The 18987-nt window shown below is 71.4% G+C and carries 16 protein-coding genes; 14 read left to right on the top strand and 2 right to left on the bottom strand.

Annotated elements, in window-relative coordinates; translation table 11 throughout:
- The first annotated feature begins 7 nt into the window (after window positions 1-7).
- The 4 genes from AC3X7Z_RS19525 to mshC all read left to right on the top strand — a co-directional run bounded on the left by AC3X7Z_RS19525 (window position 8) and on the right by mshC (window position 3393).
- Window positions 8-730 (top strand): histidine phosphatase family protein, encoded by a 723-nt coding sequence (locus AC3X7Z_RS19525; protein ID WP_186342136.1) that lies wholly within the window; start codon window positions 8-10, stop codon window positions 728-730.
- A 10-nt stretch (window positions 731-740) separates the two neighbouring features.
- Window positions 741-1325 carry a DUF3090 domain-containing protein gene (locus AC3X7Z_RS19520; protein WP_186342137.1) on the top strand — a complete coding sequence of 195 codons (585 nt, stop codon included), beginning with the start codon at window positions 741-743 and terminating at the stop codon, window positions 1323-1325.
- On the top strand, window positions 1315-2091 hold the full coding sequence (locus AC3X7Z_RS19515; protein ID WP_489976950.1) for an SCO1664 family protein: 777 nt from the start codon (window positions 1315-1317) through the stop codon (window positions 2089-2091). Before AC3X7Z_RS19520 ends, AC3X7Z_RS19515 begins: the two co-directional genes overlap by 11 nt.
- A gap of 63 nt (window positions 2092-2154) precedes the next feature.
- Window positions 2155-3393 (top strand): cysteine--1-D-myo-inosityl 2-amino-2-deoxy-alpha-D-glucopyranoside ligase, encoded by a 1239-nt coding sequence (gene mshC / locus AC3X7Z_RS19510; RefSeq protein WP_489976949.1) that lies wholly within the window; start codon window positions 2155-2157, stop codon window positions 3391-3393.
- Window positions 3394-3444: 51 nt separating this feature from the next.
- Here the strand turns inward: mshC and AC3X7Z_RS19505 are convergent, their stop codons facing one another.
- A complete protein-coding gene (locus AC3X7Z_RS19505) occupies window positions 3445-4290 on the bottom strand; it encodes a PAC2 family protein (RefSeq protein ID WP_489976948.1) in 846 nt (281 codons plus the stop codon).
- 206 nt (window positions 4291-4496) lie between these two features.
- Here AC3X7Z_RS19505 and metH point away from each other — a divergent pair, with 206 nt between their 5' ends.
- Entirely contained in the window at window positions 4497-8210 is a 3714-nt protein-coding gene (metH, locus tag AC3X7Z_RS19500) for a methionine synthase (RefSeq protein WP_489976960.1), read from the top strand.
- 62 nt (window positions 8211-8272) lie between these two features.
- On the opposite strand, the gene AC3X7Z_RS19495 is transcribed toward metH, so the two are convergent.
- Window positions 8273-9694 carry a GntP family permease gene (locus AC3X7Z_RS19495; RefSeq protein ID WP_489976947.1) on the bottom strand — a complete coding sequence of 474 codons (1422 nt, stop codon included), beginning with the start codon at window positions 9692-9694 and terminating at the stop codon, window positions 8273-8275.
- A 293-nt stretch (window positions 9695-9987) separates the two neighbouring features.
- Between AC3X7Z_RS19495 and AC3X7Z_RS19490 the strand changes: the two genes are divergently transcribed.
- From AC3X7Z_RS19490 to AC3X7Z_RS19450, 9 genes are all read left to right on the top strand, one after another.
- Window positions 9988-10746 carry a transporter substrate-binding domain-containing protein gene (locus tag AC3X7Z_RS19490; RefSeq protein ID WP_489976946.1) on the top strand — a complete coding sequence of 253 codons (759 nt, stop codon included), beginning with the start codon at window positions 9988-9990 and terminating at the stop codon, window positions 10744-10746.
- Window positions 10747-10750: 4 nt separating this feature from the next.
- Window positions 10751-11404: an amino acid ABC transporter permease gene (locus AC3X7Z_RS19485; protein ID WP_186342142.1), complete on the top strand. Its 654-nt coding sequence runs from the start codon at window positions 10751-10753 to the stop codon at window positions 11402-11404.
- Window positions 11405-11409: 5 nt separating this feature from the next.
- A complete protein-coding gene (locus AC3X7Z_RS19480; RefSeq protein WP_489976945.1) occupies window positions 11410-12180 on the top strand; it encodes an amino acid ABC transporter ATP-binding protein in 771 nt (256 codons plus the stop codon).
- Between the two features lie 45 nt (window positions 12181-12225).
- A complete protein-coding gene (locus AC3X7Z_RS19475) occupies window positions 12226-12942 on the top strand; it encodes an HAD family hydrolase (protein ID WP_489976944.1) in 717 nt (238 codons plus the stop codon).
- Between the two features lie 99 nt (window positions 12943-13041).
- On the top strand, window positions 13042-14709 hold the full coding sequence (locus tag AC3X7Z_RS19470; RefSeq protein ID WP_206054571.1) for an ABC transporter substrate-binding protein: 1668 nt from the start codon (window positions 13042-13044) through the stop codon (window positions 14707-14709).
- Window positions 14710-14801: 92 nt separating this feature from the next.
- On the top strand, window positions 14802-15812 hold the full coding sequence (locus tag AC3X7Z_RS19465) for an ABC transporter permease (protein ID WP_186342145.1): 1011 nt from the start codon (window positions 14802-14804) through the stop codon (window positions 15810-15812).
- 5 nt (window positions 15813-15817) lie between these two features.
- Complete coding sequence (locus AC3X7Z_RS19460) at window positions 15818-16822, top strand: ABC transporter permease (RefSeq protein WP_241005404.1); 1005 nt, start codon at window positions 15818-15820, stop codon at window positions 16820-16822.
- 5 nt (window positions 16823-16827) lie between these two features.
- Complete coding sequence (locus AC3X7Z_RS19455; RefSeq protein WP_186342146.1) at window positions 16828-17847, top strand: ABC transporter ATP-binding protein; 1020 nt, start codon at window positions 16828-16830, stop codon at window positions 17845-17847.
- Window positions 17844-18983, top strand: coding sequence for an ABC transporter ATP-binding protein (locus AC3X7Z_RS19450; protein WP_186342147.1), 1140 nt, complete (start codon window positions 17844-17846; stop codon window positions 18981-18983). Before AC3X7Z_RS19455 ends, AC3X7Z_RS19450 begins: the two co-directional genes overlap by 4 nt.
- The last annotated feature ends 4 nt before the right edge of the window (window positions 18984-18987 follow it).

Raw genomic sequence — 18987 nt, 5'->3', positions numbered from 1 at the left:
CGGGTGCATGCCCACCGTGATCCTCGTGCGCCACGGCCGGTCGACGGCCAACGCGACCGGCGTCCTGGCCGGACGACAGCCCGGCGTCCACCTCGACGAGACCGGACTGCGGCAGGCGGTCGCGGTCGGCGAGCGGTTGGCGGGCGTACGCCTCGCCGCGGCGGTGACCAGCCCGCTCGAGCGGTGCCGCGAGACGTGTCGCGAGATCACCCGGCGCCAGGCGAGCCCGCTGCGCGCGGGCACCGACAAGCAGCTGTCCGAGTGCGACTACGGCGACTGGCAGGGGCGTCCCCTCAAGGACCTCGCCAAGGAGAGGCTCTGGACGACCGTCCAGGCCCAGCCGTCGGCGGCGACGTTCCCGGGCGGGGAGTCGATGCGGGCGATGCAGGACCGAGCGGTGGCCGCAGTCCGGCGCCACGACGCGCGGGTCGCGGCCGAGCACGGCGAGGACGCCGTGTGGGTCGCGGTGAGCCACGGCGACGTCATCAAATCCATCCTCGCCGACGCGCTGGGCACCCACCTCGACCTCTTCCAGCGCATCCACGTCGACCCGGCCTCGGTGTCGGTCGTGCGCTACACCGAGTCGCGTCCCTTCGTCATCGGCACCAACACCCATGCCGGCGACCTCGCCTGGCTGACCCCGCCGCCGAAGTCACGGCGAGCCCCGCGGGGCCGACGCGCGGACGCCGAGGTGGGTGGAGGCGCTGGGCCCCAGACGGACGGGTCCTAGGGTGAGTGACATGCCCGTCGTGCACCGCTTCGACCCGCCCGAGCGCTTCGTCGCCGGCACCGTTGGCGAGCCCGGCCAGCGGACGTTCTTCCTCCAGGCGCGTGACGGCGCGCGGCTGGTGAGCGTCTCGCTGGAGAAGCAGCAGGTGCAGGCGCTCGCCGAGCGCATCGACGAGCTGCTCGACGAGCTGATGCGGGCCGTCGGGGGAGACGTGCTCATCCCGGCGATCGCCCCGCGGGACATGACCGACACCCAGCCCCTCGAGCAGCCGATCGAGGAGGAGTTCCGCGCCGGCACGATGACGCTGTCGTGGGACGGCGCCGCCGAGCGCGTGGTGATCGAGGTGTTCCCGTTCACCGAGGCCGCGGTGGTCTCGCCCGAGCAGCTCCAGGAGGGCCTCGAGGAGCTGCTCGAGCCCGATCCGGAGGAGATCTTCCTGGTCCGCCTCACCGCCGCCGCCGCCCGCTCGTTCGTGGAGAGGGCGCTGTCGGTGATCGGCGCCGGTCGCCCCGACTGCCCGTTCTGCGGGGAGCCCGTCGACCCGGACGGGCACCTGTGCGTGCGTGCCAACGGCTTCCGGCGCCGTGATCCCTGACCTGCCCGAGGGCTTCCCCACCGGGGAGCTGACGCTCCACGGACGGGTGCTGCCGGCCTCCAACGCGACCTTCGTCGGCGAGGTCGACGGCGTGCGGGTGGTCTACAAGCCGATCGCGGGGGAGCGGCCTCTCTGGGACTTCCCCGACGGCACGCTGGCCGCGCGCGAGGTGGCTGCGTACGCCGTCTCGGACGCGCTGGGCTGGGACGTCGTGCCGCCCACGGTCCTGCGCGAGGGGCCGCACGGGCCCGGCATGGTGCAGCTGTGGCGCGACGAGGTGCCTGACGCCTCGCCCGTCGACATCGTCGGCGAGGGGGAGGTGCCGCCCGGCTACCGCCACGTCTTCGACGGCCTCGACGCCCACGACCGGGCCGTGTCGCTGGTGCACGAGGACAGCGACCCCTTGCGCCGCATGGCGCTCTTCGACGTGGTCGTCAACAACGCCGACCGCAAGGGCGGACACGTCCTCCCCATGCCCGACGGGCACCGCCACGGCGTCGACCACGGGCTGACCTTCCACGTGGAGCACAAGCTGCGCACCGTGCTGTGGGGCTTCGTCGGCGAGCCGATCAGCCCCGACGAGGCCGACGGCCTGCGCCGACTCGCCGCCGCGCTCGACGGCGCGCTCGGGGCTGTCCTCTCGGGCCTCCTGGTCGACGACGAGGTGGCGACCACCGTGCGGCGGGTCGCCCGGCTCCTCGCCGCGGGCGAGTTCCCCGGCCCCGCGTCGTCGGCGTACCCCGTCATCCCCTGGCCGCCGTTCTGAGCCGAGCAGCCCCGACCGAGGCGCGCCGCGGGCCGCTCACGACCGGCGGATAGGCTGCGCGGCATGCGCGCCTGGTCGTCCCCCGACGTTCCCACCCTGCCCGTGACGGGCCCCGTCGTGCGGGTGCACGACACGGCGAGCGACTCCCTGGTCGAGACCCGGCCCGACGGTGCGGCGCGGATGTACGTCTGCGGCATCACCCCCTACGACGCCACCCACATGGGCCACGCCGCCACCTACGTGGGCTTCGACCTGCTCAACCGTGCGTGGCGCAACGCCGGGCACGAGGTGAGCTACGTCCAGAACGTCACCGACGTCGACGACCCGCTGCTCGAGCGCGCCGCGAAGGTCGGTGTCGACTGGGCAGATCTCGCCCTGCGCGAGACCCAGCTGTTCCGCGAGGACATGGAGGCCCTGCGGGTCCTGCCGCCGGCCCACTACACCGGAGCGGTCGAGTCGATCCCCGAGGTCGTCGCGCTGATCCAGCGCCTCGACGAGGCCGGCGCGGTCTACCGCGTCGAGGACGACCTCTACTTCTCGGTCGGCGCCGACGACACGTTCGGCTCGGTGTCGCGCCTCGACCGCGACGCCATGCTCGCGATCTTCCCCGAGCGCGGCGGCGACCCCGACCGCGAGGGCAAGAAGGACCCGCTCGACTGCGTGCTGTGGCGTGCCGAGCGTCCGGGCGAGCCCTCGTGGGACAGCCCGTGGGGTCCGGGCCGACCGGGCTGGCACGTCGAGTGCTCCGCGATCGCGCTCGACCACCTCGGCGCCGCGTTCGACGTCCAGGGCGGCGGCAGCGACCTGGCCTTCCCGCACCACGAGATGTCGGCGGGTCACGCCCAGGTCGCGCACCCCGGTGAGCCGTTCGCCCGGGCCTACGCCCACGCCGGCATGGTCGCCTACGACGGCGAGAAGATGTCGAAGTCGCGCGGCAACCTCGTCTTCGTCTCCGCGCTCCGCAGGAGCGACGTCGACCCGATGGCGATCCGCCTCGCGCTGCTGCGCCACCACTACCGCAGTGACTGGGAGTGGACCGACGACCAGCTGTGGGACGCCGTCGACACCCTCTGCACCTGGCGCCGGGCACTGGCGCTGGGCGCCGGCGCACCCTCGGCGCCCGTCGTCACGGCCGTCCTCGATGCGCTGGCCGACGACCTCGACGCGCCGTCGGCGGTCGCCGCCGTGCAGGAGTGGGTCGAGTCGACGCTCGGCACCACCGGGCTCGCCGACACCTCCGACCCGGAGGCCGCGGCGACCGTGCACCGCCTCCTCGACGCCGCGCTCGGCCTGTCGCTCTGACGTACGCCGCGCGCGGGGCCCGTCGGGTCGGGCGGCGCCCGGTCAGTCGGGTCAGTCGGTGTCGCGGCGCTTGAGGTAGCGCTCGAACTCCCGGGCGATCGCCTCGCCGGACGCCTCGGGGAGGTCGGCGGTGTCACGGGTCTCCTCGAGCGCCCGGACGTAGTCGGCAACGTCCTCGTCCTCCGCGGCGAGCTCGTCGACACCGCGCTCCCACGCCTTGGCGTCGTCGGCGAGGTCGCCGATGGGCATCGGGGCCTGGAGCAGCTCCTCGAGCTGGCCGAGCAGCGCGAGGGTCGCCTTGGGGCAGGGCGGCTGGGCGACGTAGTGGGGGACCGCCGCCCAGTAGGAGACGGCCGGGATGTCGAGCTGGGTGCAGGCGTCGTTGAAGACCCCGACGATGCCGGTCGGGCCCTCGTAGGTCGACTGCTCGAGCGCGAGGCGGTCGACCAGCTCGGGCTCGCTCGCGGTGCCGGTGACCGGGATGGGCCGGGTGTGCGGCGTGTCGGCGAGCAGGGCGCCGAGCGTCACGACGAGCTCGGCGCCGAGGTCGTCGCACGCGGCGAGCAGCTCGGCGCAGAACTGGCGCCACTTCATGTTGGGCTCGATGCCGCGCACCAGGATGACGTCGCGGTCGAGCTCGGCCGGGCGGGCGACGGCGATGCGGGTGGTGGGCCAGCTGAGCCGGCGGTGCCCGTGGGGGTCGGTGCTGATGATCGGGCGGTTGACCTGGAAGTCGTAGAACTCCTCGGGGTCGATGGCCCCGATGACCTCGGCCCTCCACTGCTCGATGAGGTGGTCCACGAGACCGGACGCCGCGTCGGCGGCGTCGTTCCAGCCCTCGAAGGCGGCGATCACCACGGGGGAGACCAGGTCCTGCACGTCGTCGAACTCGATCACCACTCCAGCCTAGGGCCCGTCCCCAGCGCGTCCGTCGTGATTTCGCCGCCCGACGCGCCGGTGCCACCATGTGGGAACCCGGTCCGCCTGTCGGACGCCGTTCCTAGGCTGGTGTCACCGCCACCCGAGAGGAGCCACGCACCGTGGAGCCACAGCACCGTCCTGACGCCACCGCCGCCCTGACGGCGATCCTGAGCGAGCGGATCATGGTGCTGGACGGCGCGATGGGCACGGCGATCCAGCGCGACCGTCCCGATGAGGCGGGCTACCGCGGCGAGCGCTTCGCCGACCACCCCAGCGACCTGGTCGGCAACAACGACCTGCTGACGCTCACGCAGCCCCAGCTGATCCGCGCGATCCACGAGGACTACCTCGGCGCCGGGGCCGACATCATCGAGACCAACACCTTCAACGCCAACGCGATCTCGCTGTCCGACTACGGCCTCGAGGACCTCGCCTACGAGCTCAACCTCGAGTCCGCCCGGCTGGCGCGCCAGGCCGCCGACGCGGTCTCGACCGACGACCGGCCGCGCTGGGTCGCCGGAGCGCTGGGCCCGACCACCCGCACGGCGTCGATCTCGCCCGACGTCAACGACCCGGGCGCCCGCAACGTCTCGTTCGACCAGCTCGCCGACGCCTACCTGACCGCCGCCCGCGGCCTGGTCGACGGCGGCGCCGACCTGCTGATGATCGAGACGATCTTCGACACGCTCAACGCCAAGGCCGCGATCTTCGCGGTCGAGACGCTCTTCGAGGAGCAGGGCCGGCGCTGGCCGGTGATCATCTCGGGCACCATCACCGACGCCTCGGGGCGCACCCTGTCGGGCCAGGTCACCGAGGCGTTCTGGGACTCCGTGCGCCACGCCCGCCCGCTGGCCGTCGGCCTCAACTGCGCGCTCGGCGCGCGCGACATGCGCCCCTACGTCGCCGAGCTGTCCCGCCTGGCCGACTCCTTCGTGAGCGTCTACCCCAACGCCGGGCTGCCCAACGCGTTCGGCGAGTACGACGAGACGCCCGACCAGACCGCGGCGGTGCTCGCCGAGTTCGCCGAGGCCGGCTTCCTCAACCTGGTCGGTGGCTGCTGCGGCACCACCCCCGAGCACATCGCCGCCATCGCGGGCGCGGTGGCCGACAAGACCCGCCGCGAGCCCGTGGAGCACCAGCCGGTCATGCGGCTGGCCGGGCTCGAGCCGTTGACGATCACCGACGAGAGCCTGTTCGTCAACGTCGGCGAGCGCACTAACATCACCGGGTCGGCCCGCTTCCGCAAGCTGATCAAGGACGGCGACTACGACGCCGCGCTCAGCGTGGCGGCCCAGCAGGTCGAGGCCGGTGCGCAGGTCATCGACGTCAACATGGACGAGGGCATGATCGACGGGGTCGCGGCGATGGACCGCTTCCTCAAGCTGATCGCCGCCGAGCCCGACATCAGCCGCGTCCCGGTGATGGTCGACTCCTCCAAGTGGGAGGTCATCGAGGCCGGGCTCAAGTGCGTGCAGGGCAAGCCCATCGTCAACTCCATCTCCATGAAGGAGGGCGAGGAGGCGTTCCGCGACCACGCGCGGCTGTGCCGCAAGTACGGCGCGGCGGTGGTGGTGATGGCGTTCGACGAGGACGGCCAGGCCGACAACCTCGCGCGCCGCAAGGCGATCTGCGAGCGGGCCTACCGGATCCTCGTCGACGAGGTCGGCTTCCCGCCCGAGGACATCATCTTCGACCCCAACGTCTTCGCCGTCGCCACGGGCATCGAGGAGCACGCCACCTACGGTGAGGACTTCATCGAGGCGACCCGCTGGATCAAGCACCACCTCCCCGGGGCCAAGGTCAGCGGCGGCATCTCCAACGTGTCGTTCTCCTTCCGCGGCAACGGCCCCGTGCGCGAGGCGATCCACGCGGTCTTCCTGTTCCACGCGATCCGAGCCGGGCTCGACATGGGCATCGTCAACGCCGGTGCGCTGGTCGTCTACGACGAGGTCGACCCCGAGCTGCGCGAGCGCATCGAGGACGTCGTGCTCAACCGCCGCCCCGACGCCGCCGAGCGCCTGCTCGAGATCGCCGAGCGCTTCAACGTCGCCGCAGGCGCCGTCGAGGTGACCGAGGACGAGTGGCGCGGCCTGCCGCTGCGCGAGCGGATCACCCACGCCCTGGTCAAGGGCATCGACGCCCACGTCGAGGCCGACACCGAGGCGCTGCGGGCCGAGATCGCCGCGGCCGGCGGGCGTCCGATCGAGGTGATCGAGGGTCCGCTGATGGACGGCATGAACGTCGTCGGCGACCTGTTCGGCGCGGGCAAGATGTTCCTCCCGCAGGTGGTCAAGAGCGCGCGCGTGATGAAGAAGGCCGTGGCCTACCTGATCCCCTACATCGAGGAGGAGAAGGTCAAGGACCCCGCGCTGGCGGCGCAGAAGGAGACCAACGGCACCATCGTCATGGCGACGGTGAAGGGCGACGTCCACGACATCGGCAAGAACATCGTGGGCGTGGTGCTGCAGTGCAACAACTACGAGGTCATCGACCTCGGCGTGATGGTGCCCGCCCAGAAGATCCTCGACGCGGCGCAGGAGCACGACGCCGACATCATCGGGCTCTCCGGGCTGATCACCCCCTCGCTCGACGAGATGGTCAGCTTCGCCTCCGAGATGCAGCGCGTCGGCCTCGACCTGCCGCTCCTCATCGGCGGCGCGACGACCTCGCGGGCCCACACCGCGGTCAAGATCGACCAGAAGTACGACGGCCCGGTGGTCTGGGTCAAGGACGCGTCGCGCTCGGTGCCCACCGCCGCCGCGCTGCTCAGCCCGACCGGCCGCGACAAGCTGATGGCCGACGTGCAGGCCGACTTCGACTCGCTCCGCACGCGCCACGCGGCCAAGAACGACCGGCCGCTCGTGACGCTGGAGCAGGCCCGGGCCAACGCCACGCCCCTCGACTGGTCCGACTACCACCCGCCCAAGCCGCACATGCTGCTCCAGCAGGACCACGACGTGTCGCCGTTCACCGGCACCGCCGTCACCCAGCACGTACGCGTGATCCGCGACCAGGACCTCTCGACCCTGCGCCGCTACATCGACTGGCAGCCGTTCTTCAACGCGTGGGAGATGAAGGGCGCCTTCCCCGACATCCTCAACAACCCGAGCTCCGGCCCCGCCGCGCGCAGGCTCTACGACGACGCGCAGGCGATGCTCGACCGGCTCATCGAGGAGAAGTGGATCCGCGCCCACGGCGTGGTCGGGTTCTTCCCCGCCAACGCGGTGGGCGACGACGTCGAGCTCTACCTCGACGGCGACCGCAGCCGGGTCCACGCCACGCTGCACCACCTGCGCCAGCAGGGGCAGCACCGCGACGGCGTGCCCAACCGCTCGCTCGCCGACTACGTCGCGCCCAAGGAGACCGGCCTGCGCGACCACGTCGGCGCCTTCGCGGTGACCGCCGGCGACGGCCTCGCGGAGCGGGTCGCGGCCTTCCGCGACGAGCTCGACGACTACAACGCGATCCTGCTCGAGTCGCTCGGCGACCGGCTGGCGGAGGCGTTCGCCGAGCGCCTCCACGAGCGCGTGCGCAAGGAGCTGTGGGGCTACGCGCCCGACGAGCACCTCGACAACGTCGGGCTGATCAAGGAGCAGTACGACGGCATCCGCCCCGCCCCGGGCTACCCCGCCTGCCCCGAGCACACCGAGAAGCGCACCCTCTGGGAGCTCCTTGACGTCGAGGAGCACACCGGGATCACGCTCACCGAGTCGATGGCCATGTGGCCGGGCGCCTCGGTCAGCGGCTTCTACCTCTCCCACCCGCAGTCGCAGTACTTCGTGGTGGGCCGCCTGGCCCGCGACCAGGTCGCCGACTACGCCGAGCGCAAGGGCTGGACCCTCGCCGAGGCCGAGCGCTGGCTCTCGCCCAACCTGGGCTACGACCCCGAGGACTGACCCCGAGGACTGACCCCGAGGACTGACCCGTCGGGCGACGGGGGGTGACCGGGGGGCGCCACTCAGAGGACGAGAGCCGCCAGCATCACCAGCGGGAGCGAGACCACCGAGGCGACCGACGTGACGAGCGTCAGCGTCTTGAGCGTGCCCTTGGTCGACAGGCCGAGCAGCGACTTGAACATCCAGAAGAAGTTGCTGTTGACCTGCAGGGCGAACATCGCGCCCGACGCGATCGCCAGGCCGATGACGATGGGGGAGACACTCAGCGAGTCGAGGATGGGGGCGATGATCCCGGCGGCGGTGATCGCGGCCACCGACACCGAGCCGATCGCCAGGTGCAGCACCGCGGCGATGAACCATGCCAGCAGGATGCTCAGCACGACCGGCGCGCCCGCGTCGGCCTGGAACAGGTCGCCCAGCACGCTGTCGAGCCCGGTGGCCTCGATGACCGCGCCGAGCGAGCCGCCGACACCGGTGATCAGCAGGATCTCGCCGGTGGTGTGGAAGCCGTCCTCCATGGCCTCGTTGGTGTGCTCGCCGCCCGAGGAGGCGCGGGACAGGGCGTAGGCCCCGATCAGGCCGATGAAGAGCGCGATGTTGGCGTCGCCGAGGAAGGCGATGAAGGTCGTGGACCAGCCGCCGAGCTCCGCGAACGCCCCGAGCGCGATCAGCAGCAGCGGCACCACGATCGGCAGCATGAGCACCGCGAGCGGCAGGCGGCGTACGCCCTCCTTCGCCTCGGCGGCAGCGGCCTCCGACTCCCGCTGGGCCAGTGCCTCCCGCGCCGTGCCGGCCTCACCGGTGAGGTAGGCCCGGTCGGCGGCCTCCTGCTCGGCCATCGCCTCGTCGAGCTCCTCGTCGGTCTCGGGCTTCCAGAAGCCGCCGGCGGCGAACAACAGGCGCATCAGCAAGGTGGACACCAGCGCCGTCACGAGGCCGATCACGACCCCGTACACGAGCCAGTCACCGAGGCGGATGTCGAGGAGCCCGGCGATCGAGATCGCGGCCAGGCCGGGGATGACGAAGACGTAGCCGGCGAAGATCCCGCAGCCCAGCGCCGAGGCGAGCACCGGAAGGCCCACCTTGCCGACGAACGGCGACGCCGACCGGGCCACCGGCGCGGCGAGGACGACCTGCACGTCGACGTAGATCGACGGCATGACCACCGCCAGCATCGAGCTCAGCGCGTAGGGCAGCCGTCCCGAGCCGACCTTCTGCACGAGCAGCGCGACGAGGCGACGGAAGGCGCCCGTGGAGTGCAGCAGCGCCCCGATGAGCACCCCGAAGCCGATCAGCAGCCCGACCTCGGCCATGATCCCGCCGAAGCCGGTCGTGATCGCCTCGACCGTGCCGGCGAAGCCGACCCCGCCCGCGAGCCCGAGGTAGAGCGAGCCGAGGATCAGCGAGATCACCGGGTCGATGCGTCCCTTGATGATCAGGGCGACGACCAGGACGATCGCGACGGCGGTGTGCAGGGCGACCATGGTTCTCCCGATGACAGCGGCCCGAGACGCTCCCGAGTGCCCCCTGTCTACCGCTGACGGCGGGAGTTCGCCAGAGGCTGTCCGGAGACCCAGCACGCCGGGATCAGGCCCGGATCCCGGCCGGATGCCGACAGGGGGCGTCGCCGACGCTCTCGCGACTGGCGCTACCCTCGTGCGCCTGACCGAAGCGAGACTCTCGGCCCCACGACCGCGTGGGGTGGCCGAACGGAGGCAGGACGACGATGCACAAGCTCCCCCGCAGGATGACCGACCGACGGCGGACGGGGGGCATCGTGGCCCTCACGACTGCTGCCCTGATGACCCTCGCCGCGTGTGGTGACGACGGTGACGCGGCCTCGGACGGGCCCCGCCTGATCAATGACGGCGAGCTGGTCATCGCCATGAGCGGCGAGTTCCAGCCGTTCAGCTACTTCGAGGACAACGAGCTCACCGGCTTCGACTACGACATCGGTGTCGCGATCGCCGAGGAGATGGGGCTCGAGCCCAAGACCGAGACCGGCGCCTTCGACACGCTCATCCAGGGCGTGAAGAGCCAGCGCTACGACGTGCTCATCGCGTCGATGACGCCGACCGAGGAGCGCGACAGGGCCGTCGACTTCACCGACAGCTACTACTCCTCCGGCGCGACGATGTTCGTCACCCAGGACAGCGACTGCGAGGACCCCCGGGAGATGGACTCGCCGAAGGTCGGGGTCGCGTCGGGCACGACCTACCAGACCTTCCTCGAGGACGAGGGCCTCGCAGGCGAGGTGGTGACCTTCACCTCGGACGTCACCGCCCTCCAGGACGTCGAGGCGGGGCGACTCGACGGGGCGATGACCGACCGCCTCGTCGGGCTCTACCAGATCGACCGCGCCGAGCGCGACCTGCGCGCGTGCGGCGACCCGCTCTACAGCGAGGAGCCCGCGTTCGCGGTGGACGAGGGCAACACCGCGCTCGTCGACGAGCTCAACGATGCCTTGGCCGCCATCAAGGACGACGGCACCTACGCCGAGATCAGCGAGAAGTGGTTCGGACAGGACATCTCCTGACGCCATGAGCTTCCTCGACCACCTCGTCGACACGGCGCCGGTCTTCCTCGACGCCACGTGGATCACGCTGCGGCTCACCGCCACGGCGCTCGTGTTCGCCCTGCTCCTCGGCTCCGTGGTGGCGGCGATGTCCATGAGCGGGGTCGCGGTCCTGCGCTGGATCGCGACCGGGTTCATCGGGCTCATCCGCGGCACGCCGCTGATCGCCCAGATCTTCGTCCTCTACTTCGGCATCGCCGAGATCGTCACGCTGGACAAGTTCTGGGCGGGAGCGATCGCGCTCGGAGTCCACAACGCGGCCTACATCGCCGAGATCATCCGCTCCGGCTTCCAGTCCGTCCCCAAGGGACTCGACGAGGCGTCCCGGTCGCTGGGGATGTCGCGGCTCAAGACGCTGCGCCGGGTGCGCGCCCCGCTCGCGCTGCGGGCGATCCTCCCGGTGCTCGGCAGCCAGTTCATCATCGCGGTGAAGGACTCCTCCCTGGTGGCGTTCATCGGCCTGCAGGAGCTCTTCCTCAGCGCGCGCAACGAGGCGGCGGCCACCTACGAGCCGCTGACGATGTACCTCATCGTCTCCCTCTACTACCTGGCCATCGTGCTCGCGCTCACCTTCGTGGTGAACCGCCTCGAGCACCGACTCAGCGCCCACCGGAGGTGAGCGGCATGACCAGCCCCGAGACGTCCGCGCCCCAGGGGGGCGAGCTCGTCGTCGAGATGCGCGACATCCTCAAGTCCTACGGCGACACCGTGGTGCTCGAGGGGGTCGACCTCGACGTGCACCGAGGCGAGGTCGTGGTGCTCATCGGCCCGTCCGGCGCCGGCAAGAGCACCCTGCTGCGGTGCATCAACGGTCTCGAGCGCATCCAGGGCGGCACCATCCGGTTCGCCGGGGAGGAGCTGTCCTACCAGGAGAAGGAGCTCAACCGCGCCCGCAGCCGGATCGGCATGGTCTTCCAGTCCTTCAACCTCTTCCCGCACCTCAAGGTCATCGACAACGTGACGATGGCCCAGGTCGACGTGCTCGGCCGGTCCCGGGCCGAGGCGCGGGCCCGGGCGGTGGAGCTGCTCGAGCGGGTCGGCCTGCCCGACAAGGTGGACGCCTACCCGGACCGGCTCTCGGGTGGCCAGCAGCAGCGGGTGGCCATCGCCCGGGCGCTCGCCATGGATCCCGAGCTGATGCTCTTCGACGAGCCGACCTCGGCGCTCGACCCCGAGCTGGTCGGCGAGGTGCTGCAGGTGATGCGCTCGCTGGCCGACGACGGGATGACGATGGTCGTGGTGACCCACGAGATGCGCTTCGCCCGCCGGGCCGCCGACCGCGTCGTGCTGATGGCCGATCGCGGGATCGCCGAGCAGGGCACCCCGGAGCAGGTGCTCGAACGTCCCACGAGCGAGCGTGGCCGGGCCTTCCTGGCCGAGCTCACCGAGGGCTGACCCGCGACGGGTCGGCCCGGCGCCGCGTGGGACGATGTGCCCGTGATGCCGGCAGCTGTCCTGTGGGACATGGACGGGACCCTCGTCGACACCGAGCCCTACTGGATCGACACCGAGTACGCCCTCGCGCAGAGGTACGGCGGCACGTGGTCGCAGGAGCACGCGCTCAACCTCGTCGGGCGCGCGCTGCTCGACTCGGGCGCCTACATCCGCGAGCACATGGGCATCGACCGGACCCCCGAGCAGATCGTCGACGAGCTGCTCGACGGCGTGGTGGCGCGCGTGCAGACCCAGGTGCCGTGGCGTCCCGGCGCCCGCGAGCTGCTGGCCGACCTGCGCGAGAGCGGCGTCCCGTGCGCGCTGGTGACCATGTCGTGGCAGCGCTTCGTCGACCCCATCCTGGCCCAGCTCCCGCCGGGCACGTTCGACAGCATCGTCGTCGGCGACCGGGTCACGCAGGGCAAGCCGCACCCGGAGCCCTACCTCACCGCTGCCGCCGACCTGGGTCTGGCGCCGGGCGACTGCCTGGCCATCGAGGACTCCGACACCGGAGCCACGTCGGCCGTCGCAGCCGGTTGCACGGTTCTCTGCGTGCCCCACCACGTACCGGTCCCGGCGGGGGAGCGGCGGGTGTTCGCCGAGACGCTCGTCGGGCTCGACGCCGCTCGGCTGGCCGCCCTCGTCGAGGCGTACGACGCGGACGACGAGGGGGCTCGCGGCGGGGTGGCGCTCGACGCGGGCCGCGGCGCCCACCACCTGTGATCCGACCGTGACCATGTCGTTGTGGTCCGGCCCACGTCCGCCGGTCTAGGGTGCGGGACACACCTGATCGAATACCGGACGGAAGGACTCAGGATGTCTGTGAGACGCACCGTGGCGACCTGGACCACGGCGGTCCTGGCGGCCGCCACCCTGGCGAGCTGCGCCGACAGCGAGCGCAACGACGGCGAGAGCGGCGGCAGCGGCAGCGGGGACGACGGCACCTTCGTCTTCGGTGCGGCCGGTGCGCCGGAGATGTTCGACCCCTTCTACGCGACGGACGGCGAGACGTTCCGCGTCACCCGCCAGATGTTCGAGGGCCTGCTCGGCATCGAGCCGGGCAGCGCCGAGGTCGTGCCCGAGCTCGCCACCGACTGGGAGCCCAACGAGGACGGCACGGAGTGGACCTTCACGCTGCGTGACGACGTCACCTTCCACGACGGTGAGCCCTTCAACGCCGAGGCCGTGTGCGCCAACTTCGAGCGGATGTTCGACCAGAACGAGGCCGGGCAGACCGCCGGCGAGTACTGGGGCTACGTCATGGGGGCGTTCGCCAACGACGCGAAGAACTCGCTCTACCGGGGCTGCGAGGCCACCGACGAGTTCGAGGCCGTGGTCTCCATTAGCGGTCCGACGTCCGGCTTCCCGACGATGCTGACCCTCGAGTCGCTCTCGATGCAGTCGCCCAAGGCGCTCGAGGAGGGCGACGCCAACGGCATCGCCGCCGAGGGCGAGGGCTTCAGCTTCCCCGCCTACGCCGACAACCCGGTCGGCACCGGTCCGTTCACCTTCGGTGAGTACGACGAGGCCAACGGCGAGATCACCCTCGAGCGCAACGACGACTACTGGGGTGACAAGGCCAAGGTCAGCGAGCTGGTCTTCCGGGTGATCCCCGACGAGAGCACCCGCCGCCAGGAGCTCGAGGCCGGCAGCATCAACGGCTACGACCTGCCCAACCCGGTCGACTGGGCCGGTCTGGAGGAGGACGGCAACAGCGTCGAGGTGCGCGACCCGTTCAACATCCTCTACCTCGGCTTCAACCCCGAGGCCAACCCGAAGCTCAAGGACCTCAAGGTCCGCCAGGCGCTCTACCACGCCCTCAACCGTGAGCAGCTGGTCCAGACCCAGCTGCCCGAGGGCGCCGCCGTGGCCACGCAGTTCATGCCCGACACGGTGAGCGGCTACAACACCAGCCTCGAGGCCTACCCCTACGACCCCGACGAGGCCGAGCGCCTGCTGCAGGAGGCCGGGGCCGAGGGCCTGGAGCTCACGTTCGCCTACCCGACCGAGGTCAGCCGGCCCTACATGCCGGACCCGGAGAAGATCTTCGAGGCGCTGCGCAGCGACCTCGAGGCCGTGGGCGTCAAGGTCAACGTCAAGACCGCCTCGTGGAACGGCGGCTACCTCGACAACGTCACCGCCGGCCGCTACGACGCCTACATCCTGGGCTGGACCGGCGACTACGACTCCGCGCACAACTTCATCGGCACGTTCTTCGGCAACCTCAAGGAGAACGACTTCGGCACCACCGCCTACCCGTGGGGCAAGCAGCTCGCCGACGACCTCCAGGCCGCCGACGCGATCGTCGACGAGGGCGAGCGCGGCGCGGCGTTCGAGGAGATCAACCGCCAGATCATGGAGGAGTACCTCCCCGGCCTGGCGATCAGCCACTCGCCGCCCGCGCTCGTCGTGGGACCCGGCGTGGACGGCGTGACGCCGAGCCCGCTCACCGCCGAGGAGTTCGACACGGTCGTCGTGGGTGGGAAGTGACCCCCGTCCGCTGACCGATCGACAGTGCACGACGTCCGGGGGCCGTCCCAGCGACGGCCCCCGGACCGTGTCGGCGTGTGTGAGGAGAACGTGTGATCCGCTTCGTCGTACGACGACTGCTGCAGATGTGCCTGGTGGTCCTCGTGCTGTCCGTGCTCGTCTTCGCGTGGTTGCGCTCGCTGCCCGGCGGGCCGGTGTCCGCGATCCTGGGCGAGCGGCAGACGCCCGAGCGGCGCGCCGCCCTCGAGGCGGCGCTCGGGCTCGACCAGCCCCTGCCCGTGCAGTACCTCCGGTTCCTCGAGCGGGCCGTGCAGGGCGACTTCGGCGTCTCCACCAAGGTGCTGCCCGGTGAGGACGCGCTCCAGATCTTCCTCGACCGGCTGCCGGCCACGGTGGAGCTGTCGTTCCTCGCGCTCGCGCTGGCGATCGCCCTCGGCATCCCGCTCGGCTACCTCGCCGCGCGGCGCAAGGGCTCCGTCGTCGACACGGGAGCGGTCATCTTCTCCCTCGTGGGCGTGGCGGTGCCGGTGTTCTTCACCGCCTTCCTCCTCAAGTACTTCTTCGCCGTCGAGTGGAACCTGCTGCCGGTGTCCGGGCGCCAGAGCACCGGCATGGACGCCACCCGGGTGACCGGGATGTTCGTCCTCGACGGGATCCTGACGCGCGAGTGGGACGCCGCGTGGGACGCGCTCAAGCACCTGATCCTGCCGGCGCTGGCGCTGGCCACGATCCCGTTCGCAGTGATCTTCCGCATCACCCGCGCCTCGGTGCTCGACGTGCTCGACGAGGACTACGTGCGCACGGCCGAGGCCAAGGGCCTCACCACCCGCGTGATCCGCGCCCGGCACGTGCTCCGCAACGCCATGCTGCCCGTCGTCACCACCATCGGCCTGCAGGTCGGCGGCCTGCTCGCCGGCGCGGTGCTGACCGAGACCGTCTTCTCCTACCGCGGCATCGGCGAGGCCCTGGCCACCGCCTTCCGCGAGAAGGACTATCCCGTGCTGCAGGTGCTGATCATGGCCGCCGCGGTGATCTACGTCCTCGTCAACCTTCTGGTCGACATGGCCTACGCGGTCATCGACCCCCGGATCAGGACGAGGTGAGCCCCGTGCCCGACCCGACCCCCACCCCGGCCCCCACGAGCCCGACGCCCGAGCGCGCGCCGCGGCGACCGTCGTACGGCCGGATGCGCAGGGACCGCATCGACGCCCTCGCCACGGCGGGCACCGTCGACGACGAGCCCGGCGTCTCGCTCATCCGGAGCGCCTGGAAGCGACTGCGACGCAATCCGATCTTCATCCTCGGGCTCGTGATCACGGTGGCCTTCGTCGTGCTCGCGATCATCTCGCCGTGGCTCGCGCCGTGGGACCCCACCGCGCGGCCGCTGCTCGACAAGGTGCGACCGCAGTCCAACCCCGTGCCGGGCCCCGAGGCCGGCCACCTGCTCGGCGCGGACGACCGCGGGCGCGACCTGCTCTCCCGCCTGCTCGTCGGCAGCCGCCAGACCCTCATCGTGGGCGTGTTCGCCACGCTGTTCGGGCTCATCGGCGGCCTGACGCTCGGCACGATCGCCGGTGCCATCGGCGGCTGGGTCGACGCGGTCGTGATGCGCATCGTCGACGTGATGCTGTCGATCCCGTCGCTGCTCCTGGCCTTCACGGTCGCCTCGCTCGCCCGCGAGCCGAGCCAGTGGACGCTGATCATCGCCATCGCGATCATCCAGGTGCCGGTCTTCGCGCGCCTGCTGCGCGGCTCGATGCTCGCGCAGCGCGGCAGCGACCACGTGCTCGCCGCGCGGTCGCTGGGGGTGCGACCGAGCTCGATCGTGTTCCGCCACATGCTGCCCAACTCGCTCGGACCGGTGATCGTCCAGGCCACGCTCTCGCTGGCCGTGGCGATCGTCGACGCCGCTGCGCTGTCCTTCCTCGGCCTCGGCAACCCCGACCAGCGACAGCCCGAGTGGGGGCAGATGCTCGGCCTCGCCCAGGACTACATCTCCGAGGCCCCGCACCTGGCGTTCTACCCGGCCGGGTGCATCATCGTCGTCGCGCTGGGCTTCACGCTCATGGGGGAGTCCCTCCGCGAGGCGCTCGATCCGAAGTCGAGGAGGTGATCTCGATGACCCAGTCCCTGCACCAGCCCGTTCGCTCGGCGGCGTCCGGCGAGCCGCTGCTCTCCGTGCGCGACCTGCGCGTCACGTTCACCCGGCACGGCGAGCAGCCGTTCCGGGCGGTCGACGGCGTGAGCTTCGACGTCCGCCCCGGACAGACCGTCGGCCTGGTCGGCGAGTCCGGATGCGGCAAGTCGGTCACGTCGCTCGCGATCATGGGCCTGCTGCCCGGCCGCGGCAACACCGTCGAGGGACAGGCGTTCTTCGACGGTGAGGACCTGCTCACGCTGTCGCCGTCGCAGATGCGCGACCGCCGCGGGGCCGACATCGCGATGATCTTCCAGGACCCGCTGTCCTCGCTCAACCCCGTCGTGACGATCGGTCGCCAGGTCACCGAGGTGATGGAGCGCCACCAGGGCCTCAGCCGCAAGGCGGCCACCCCGAAGGCAGCCGACCTGCTCGACCGCGTCGGCATCCCCGACCCCAAGGCCCGGCTGATCAACTACCCCCACCAGCTCAGCGGCGGGATGCGCCAGCGGGCGCTGATCGCGATGGCGCTGGCCTGCAACCCGCGGCTGCTCATCGCCGACGAGCCGACGACCGCCCTCGACGTGACGATCCAGGCCCAGATCCTGGCGCTGCTCAAGGAGCTCGTGGTCGACACCGGCACCGCGCTGGTGATGATCACCCACGACCTCGGCGTCGTCGCCGGGCTGTGCGACGAGGTCAACGTGCTCTACGGCGGCAAGGTCGTCGAGCGTGGCGGTCGCCACGGCCTGTTCGCCCGCCCGCGCCACCCCTACACGGTCGGCCTGCTCCACTCCATCCCGCGCCTCGACGCCCCACGCGGGGAGAAGCTCGACCCCGTCCCGGGGTCGGTCGCCGACAACCTGCCGTGGGACTCCGCGTGCGCGTTCGCCCCGCGCTGCGCCAACCGGGTCGACGTCTGCACCGAGGAGACGCCCCAGTGGGAGGGCGACCAGGTGGTCGGGTTCCGCTGCTTCAACCCTGAGGGAGGCGTCCGATGACGGAGCCGGCACGAGGCACGGGGGAGTCCGACGTCCTCGTCGAGGTCCGTGGCCTCGAGGTGCACTTCCCGATCAAGAGCGGCCTGCTGTTCGACCGCACGGTCGGCCACGTGCGCGCCGTCGACGGCGTCGACCTGGTCATCCGCCGCGGCGAGACCTACGGCCTGGTGGGCGAGTCGGGGTGCGGCAAGTCCACGCTCGGCAAGGCCATCCTCAACCTCGAGCCGCCCACGGCCGGCTCGGTGGTCTTCGACGGCACCGACATCGCCTCGCTCAAGGGCGAGGCGCTGCGGCGCGAGCGCAAGCGCTTCCAGATGGTGTTCCAGGACCCGATGTCGAGCCTCGACCCCCGTCAGACCGTGGAGTCGCTCGTGCTCGAGGGGATGCGCGCCCACGGCATGGCCGACGACAAGGCGAAGACCCACGCCCGCCTCCGCGAGCTGATGTCGGCGGTCGGACTGCCGCCCGCGGCGCTCAGCAAGTACCCCCACGAGTTCTCCGGCGGCCAGCGCCAGCGCATCGGGATCGCCCGGGCCCTGTCCGTGGGACCCGACCTCATCGTCGCCGACGAGCCGGTCAGCGCGCTCGACGTCTCGATCCAGGCGCAGGTCATCAACCTGCTCCAGGACCTCCAGGACGAGCTCGGCCTGACCTACCTGGTGGTCGCCCACGACCTCGCGGTCGTGCGTCACATCAGCGACCGGATCGGCGTGATGTACCTCGGCGGGCTCGTCGAGGAGTCCGGCGCCGCCGAGCTCTACGACGTGCCGCTGCACCCCTACACGCGCGCGCTGATGTCGGCGGTGCCGGTGCCCGACCCGCTGGTCGAGGACTCGCGCGAGCAGATCCTGCTCACCGGCGACCTGCCCTCGCCCGCCAACCCGCCGACCGGGTGCCGCTTCCACACGCGCTGCCCGTGGCGGCAGGAGACGCGCTGCGACACCGAGCGTCCCCAGCTGCGCGTCGTGGAGGTCGAGGGCGCCTCGTCCGACCACCGCGTCGCGTGCCACTTCGCCGAGGAGATCGCCGCGGGCACGATCCAGCCGCACCGCGTCGACGCCGAGCTGGTGACCGAGGGGCTGGGCGCGATCGACGCGGGTCCCACGACGCCTCCCGACGCGTACGTCACGCCCTGACGAG

This window comes from Nocardioides sp. Z24_21 (assembly GCF_058134345.1).
This window is presented reverse-complemented; position numbering and strand designations above follow the sequence as displayed.